This window comes from Pseudomonas sp. R62, assembly GCF_000257605.1.
GTDB classification, from domain to species: Bacteria; Pseudomonadota; Gammaproteobacteria; order Pseudomonadales; family Pseudomonadaceae; genus Aquipseudomonas; species Aquipseudomonas atacamensis.
Genome location: NZ_JH635998.1, coordinates 231698 through 237319, shown reverse-complemented (window position 1 = coordinate 237319; position 5622 = coordinate 231698). Strand labels below are relative to the sequence as shown.

General features: G+C 57.7%; 7 protein-coding genes and 1 pseudogene. All 8 read left to right on the top strand.

Annotated features, from left to right (window positions below):
- Positions 1 to 249, top strand: a pseudogene (locus OQK_RS30345) (hypothetical protein); the annotation flags it as partial.
- A complete protein-coding gene (locus OQK_RS02530; protein WP_016770965.1) occupies positions 246 to 740 on the top strand; it encodes a PAAR domain-containing protein in 495 nt (164 codons plus the stop codon). The pseudogene OQK_RS30345 and the gene OQK_RS02530, both read left to right, overlap by 4 nt.
- A gap of 6 nt (positions 741 to 746) precedes the next feature.
- Positions 747 to 1487, top strand: a complete 741-nt coding sequence (locus tag OQK_RS02525; protein ID WP_038860463.1) for a hypothetical protein — start codon at positions 747 to 749, stop codon at positions 1485 to 1487.
- A gap of 6 nt (positions 1488 to 1493) precedes the next feature.
- Positions 1494 to 1988: a hypothetical protein gene (locus OQK_RS30725; protein ID WP_016770963.1), complete on the top strand. Its 495-nt coding sequence runs from the start codon at positions 1494 to 1496 to the stop codon at positions 1986 to 1988.
- Positions 1989 to 2270: 282 nt separating this feature from the next.
- Positions 2271 to 3260: a 2-dehydro-3-deoxygalactonokinase gene (locus tag OQK_RS02515; RefSeq protein ID WP_016770962.1), complete on the top strand. Its 990-nt coding sequence runs from the start codon at positions 2271 to 2273 to the stop codon at positions 3258 to 3260.
- A gap of 19 nt (positions 3261 to 3279) precedes the next feature.
- Entirely contained in the window at positions 3280 to 3900 is a 621-nt protein-coding gene (locus OQK_RS02510) for a 2-dehydro-3-deoxy-6-phosphogalactonate aldolase (protein ID WP_016770961.1), read from the top strand.
- A gap of 62 nt (positions 3901 to 3962) precedes the next feature.
- Positions 3963 to 5111, top strand: a complete 1149-nt coding sequence (gene dgoD, locus OQK_RS02505; RefSeq protein ID WP_016770960.1) for a galactonate dehydratase — start codon at positions 3963 to 3965, stop codon at positions 5109 to 5111.
- A 191-nt stretch (positions 5112 to 5302) separates the two neighbouring features.
- On the top strand, positions 5303 to 5622 hold a 320-nt coding region (locus tag OQK_RS02500), incomplete at its 3' end, for an MFS transporter (RefSeq protein WP_157221892.1).

Genomic DNA, 5622 nt, shown 5'->3' with positions numbered 1-5622 from the left:
ACTTTCGAGCGCAATCACCTGCGCAACTACAACGCCTGGCTCAACGAACTTGATGATGCAACGCCTGCCGAGTTGAGTTGGCAAGCCAACGAAGCCTGGCGTGCCATACAAACCGCGACATCACCTGAAAGCGGTGAGCATTGTCATGCTTTGTTCGACCCGGTCGACAATCGCTGGCGCTTTGCCGCGACCGACATCGACATCTATCAGCCATCCCCGGCACCCCTTAAGCAAGGAGCTTTGAATTGAGTGGTAAACCCGCAGCACGCGTCACCGACCCAACCGCCTGCCCACTGCCAGGTCACGGCACCAACCCGATTGTCTCCGGCTCGCCGGACGTATTCTTCGACGGCCTCGCTGCTGCGCGCATGACCGATAAATCAGCGTGTGGCAGCCCTATCACCGGAGCGGTCTCCGGCACTGTTTTCATTAACGGCCTGAATGCCGCGATGCTCGATAGCACTGGTGGGCATGGCAATGTCGTGACCGGTGGCTCGGGCACGGTGATCATCGGCCAAAGTGGGGGAGGGGCCGCATTTAGTGGGCTGTCGCCGATGCCGGTGCATTTCACTGACAGGTTGCAAGTAGTCAATCAGGACACCGGAGAGCCGGTCTCTTATCACCCTTACATCATTCAGCGGGGTGACGGCAGTGAAGAGTCTGGCGTGACGGATGCGGCGGGATTTACCCATACCGTCAGTTCGCACCTGGCTGAGACGATTAAATTATTTGTGGAGTAATTAGAGATGGCAAATGGAAGTGCTACAGCAGAGGCTCCACCACCGCCAATGGCGAAAAGGGATCCGGTGAGTCATACACTTACTTGCAAGACAGATCAATCGGTCAAGCAAGTAACAGTAAGCGTCCGCGATGCAATGGTTTTTCTTGTTGGTGGAGCTGGCGATCAGGAACGGTATTACGTTGATGGTCCCAATCACAATGTCGACTATGTGCGAGACATGGTCGACGCGGACATCGAAGCGCTGGAAATACAGAAATCTTGTACGACGTTGCCTCTTGGTTATAACTCATTTATGAGTGAGGAGGATTTGGAGCGTAACGTTATTCGAAAAATTCCAAGTTGCAATACTGCGATTTATATCATTGGCCACAGTTTGGGCGGCTGGAACGGTGCTCATTTGTCTGCGATTTTAACCGAGCGCGGTTTCAAAATAAAAATTTTGGTGACCCTGGATCCCGTAGGACACGGCAAAATCGTATATGGTATTTCGAAAATATATCGTCAGGTTCCCAAGCCTAAAGCGCAGTATTGGATAAATATCAGGGCAGCTGCGGTCGATTGGAACCTGTCAGATCTGGTTGCAGACTTCGGTGAGCAATGGGAGATCTCCGAAGGGCCGAATGTCATGGGGCGGCTCGATATCAATCACGCAGATGCCAACTTTATGTATGCTCATGCCTTGCCCGGTGGAAAGTCAGCGCGACAGATTGTAGCGGAGTCAATATTCAAATGGATCAAGGGGTAACCGCCTATGAAGGTTTTGATCTTGGCAATATGTATATCGGTGCTCTCGGCTTGTTCTTTGAATCATGGCCGGCCCATTGCTAACCTTAAATACGAAAAGACAGAGCGGCTTCGTACTACCGGAATTTATCAAGTTTATTTCAAGTCCGACGTGGAACTTCTCGGCCTGTTCAAGTCGTCTATAGGGCGTGGGCTGGTCTGCTCGTTGACAAGTGATCTTGATTTTTCTCAGGCACACCGAATTAAACAGTCCGGCTTCGGGTTTATCGAGAGGGTTTCACCTGACTCGTTAATTTATAGGGCAGATGTCATTTTTGACGAGTCGGTAGACGATGAGGGGGGAGAAAGGCGCCTGAAAGGGGAAACACTGGATCCCTTTTTAAAAGCCAGAGATTCCTTTTCCTGTGTGTATAGAGTCCATTCCACTACATACAAGACGTATTTTTCCAAGATTATGCAGATACCTAGCGCGGATTTGCTGACAACTGGCCATGCAAAATGAAAGATATCCCGTCCGGCCTTGCCTCTTTCGAGGGCCGCTCTCCCTGAATATTTCCCGACCGCAGCGGCATGGCGAACCTTGCATTTTTGTCCGTGCAAGCCTGACTCGGCCTTTCGCGGCATTCGATCGCCATCCTTGCAGCCGGGGGGCGTTTTGAGCGAGGTGATACCGTTACTGTCGACGCTTCCCATAATATGGGATCAATATTTATATATTGAGATTTACAATCCCCCGGGTTTATAGTCCGTCGCACTCACTGCCAAAAACAAAACAGGTGAAGCGATGCAGGCGCAATTGATCGCGCTCGATTGGGGGACGACCTCATTACGTGCTTACAAACTCGCGGCGGACGGTGTGGTGCTGGAGCAGCGTGCGCTGTCGTCCGGGATCATGCAGCTGCCCAAGACCCCGCGAATCATCCACGGCCGTGAATGCGCCGATGGTTTTGAACTGGCCTTCGACGAAGCCTGTGGTGACTGGCTCGATGCGCAGCCGGATCTGCCGGTAATCGCTTGCGGCATGGTCGGCAGTGCACAGGGCTGGCGCGAAGCGGCTTACTGCGAGACGCCGGCCGACGTCGCCCATCTCGGAAATTCCCTGCAAACCGTGGTCAGCTTGCGCGGTACGCCGGTGCATATCGTCCCGGGCGTGATTCAGCGTTCGCGACTGCCGAATGTAATGCGTGGCGAAGAAACCCAAGTCCTCGGCGTGCTGCAAAGTCTGCCGGCCGAGGCGGGTAGCGACCTGCTGATCGGCCTGCCCGGCAGCCACTCGAAATGGGTGGAAGTGGTCGATGGCCGCATCACCCATTTCGACACGTTCATGACCGGCGAAGTCTTCGCCGTACTCAGCGAGCACAGCATTCTTGGCCGTACCCAGCAGCCGAGCGCGACGTTCGATGCGCAAGCGTTCGACCGCGGCGTGCAAATCGCGCTGTCGGCGGATGCCGAGCTCGGTGTGCTCTCGACCTTGTTCAGCGCCCGCACCCTCGGCCTGACCGGTGAACTGAGCCCGACCGCTCAGGCGGATTATCTCTCCGGCCTGATGATCGGCCATGAGCTGGCAGCGCTTGCCAATGTGCAGCGGCGCCGGCGCAATCAATCGAACCTTCCAGCGATCGTGCTCATCGGTAATGCGCAACTGTGCACGCGTTATCACCGCGCCCTCAACGCCTGCGGCTTTGCTCAGGTGACGCTGGCCGAGCAGGCGACCGAGCGTGGCCTGTGGCACCTGGCGCGCGCCGCCGGACTGATCGATTCCTCATCCCGTTAACCCTGACTGGAGGCCTGACATGCTCAAGCAAGCACTGGCACAAAACGGTCTGATCGCGATTCTGCGTGGCCTGCAACCGCAGGAAGCGGCGGCTGTCGGAGAAGTCCTGTATTCCGCCGGATTTCGTGTCATCGAAGTACCGCTCAATTCCCCATCGCCATACGAAAGTATCCGCATCCTGCGTGACGCGCTGCCCACCGATTGCCTGATCGGTGCCGGCACGGTGCTCAGCCCCGAGCAGGTCGAGCAGGTCAAAGCGGCTGGCGGACAAGTGATCGTCATGCCGCACAGCGATGCCAAAGTGTTGCGCGCGGCGAAAGCGGCGGGGCTGTACCTGTCGCCGGGCGTGGCCACGCCGACCGAAGCCTTCGCCGCACTGGCTGAGGGTGCGGACATTCTCAAGCTGTTTCCGGCCGAGCAAATAAATCCGGCCGTCGTCAAAGCCTGGCTCGCGGTGTTGCCAGCCGGCACGGTGCTGGCGCCGGTCGGCGGCATTACGCCGGACAACATGCAGGCCTTTATCGATGCCGGTGTGAAAGGTTTCGGCCTCGGTTCCGGCCTGTTCAAACCGGGCATGACGCCCGAGCAGGTGGCGGTCAATGCCAAGGCCTACGTGGCTGCCTGGAAAGCCCTGCGTTGAGATTTTTTGGGCGCTGTGTGCGCTGCATCTAATAAAAGCTGCATTTACAAAAGAGAGCAGAGATGAAAATCACCAAACTCACGACCTTCATCGTTCCGCCGCGCTGGTGCTTCCTCAAGGTCGAAACCGACGAGGGCGTGACCGGTTGGGGCGAGCCTGTTGTCGAAGGGCGCGCGCATACCGTAGCGGCTGCGGTGGAAGAATTGTCCGACTACCTGATCGGCAAAGACCCGCGCAATATCGAGGACATCTGGACCGTGCTCTATCGCGGCGGCTTCTACCGTGGCGGCGCGATCCACATGAGCGCGCTGGCCGGTATCGACCAAGCGCTGTGGGACATCAAGGGCAAGGCCCTCGGTGTGTCGGTCAGCGATCTGCTCGGTGGCCAGGTGCGCGACAAAATTCGTGTCTATTCGTGGATCGGCGGCGACCGTCCGGCCGACACCGCGCGTGCGGCGAAAGAAGCAGTGAGCCGTGGTTTCACGGCGGTGAAAATGAACGGTACCGAAGAGTTGCAGTTCCTCGACACCTTCGAGAAAGTTGACCTCGCGCTGGCCAACGTTGCCGCCGTGCGTGATGCGGTGGGGCCGAACGTCGGTATCGGCGTCGACTTCCACGGCCGCGTGCACAAGCCGATGGCCAAGGTGCTGATGAAAGAGCTCGACCCGTACAAACTGATGTTCATCGAAGAACCGGTGCTCAGCGAAAACTACGAAGCGCTGAAAGAACTGGCGCCGCTGACCAGCACGCCGATTGCCCTCGGCGAGCGGCTGTTCTCGCGCTGGGACTTTAAACGGGTGTTGAGCGAAGGCTACGTCGACATTATCCAGCCGGATGCCTCCCACGCTGGCGGCATCACCGAAACCCGCAAGATCGCCAACATGGCCGAAGCCTACGACGTCGCGCTGGCGCTGCATTGCCCGCTGGGACCGATCGCCCTGGCGGCGTGTTTGCAATTGGACGCGGCTTGTTACAACGCGTTTATCCAAGAGCAGAGCCTCGGCATCCATTACAACGAGAGCAACGACTTGCTCGACTATGTGAAGGATCCGCGTGTGTTCGACTACGACCAAGGCTTCGTGAAGATTCCGAACGGCCCGGGGCTGGGCATCGAGATCAACGAGGAATACGTGATCGAGCGTGCCGCCGTCGGCCACCGCTGGCGCAACCCGATCTGGCGTCATGCCGATGGCAGCTTTGCCGAGTGGTGAGTCTCTGACTCGCTAGCATCAGATCGTTCCCACGCTCTGCGTGGGAATGCCTCAATGGACGCTCTGCGTCCGCTGCTGGGACGCGGAGCGTCCCGGGCTGCATTCCCACGCCGAGCGTGGGAACGATCAGTTCTCCGAGGGAGAGGAGATCTGCGTCATGACCTCAACAAACATAAAAAGAGGCATCTATCATGCAAACGCACACCCTCTCCGGGCAGGCGTCTTTAGTCACGCCTAGCCGCAAGCGATTTTTCATCATGGTGTTGCTGTTCATCACCGTGGTCATCAACTACCTCGACCGCAGCAACCTGTCGATTGCCGCGCCGGCGCTGACCAGTGAGCTGGGCATCGATCCGGTTCACGTCGGTCTGATCTTCTCCGCCTTCGGCTGGACTTACGCCGCGATGCAGATCCCCGGCGGCTGGCTGGTCGATCGCGTGCCGCCGCGCATCCTTTACAGCGTCGCGCTGCTGCTGTGGTCGGTGGCCACAGTGATGCTCGGATTCGTCAG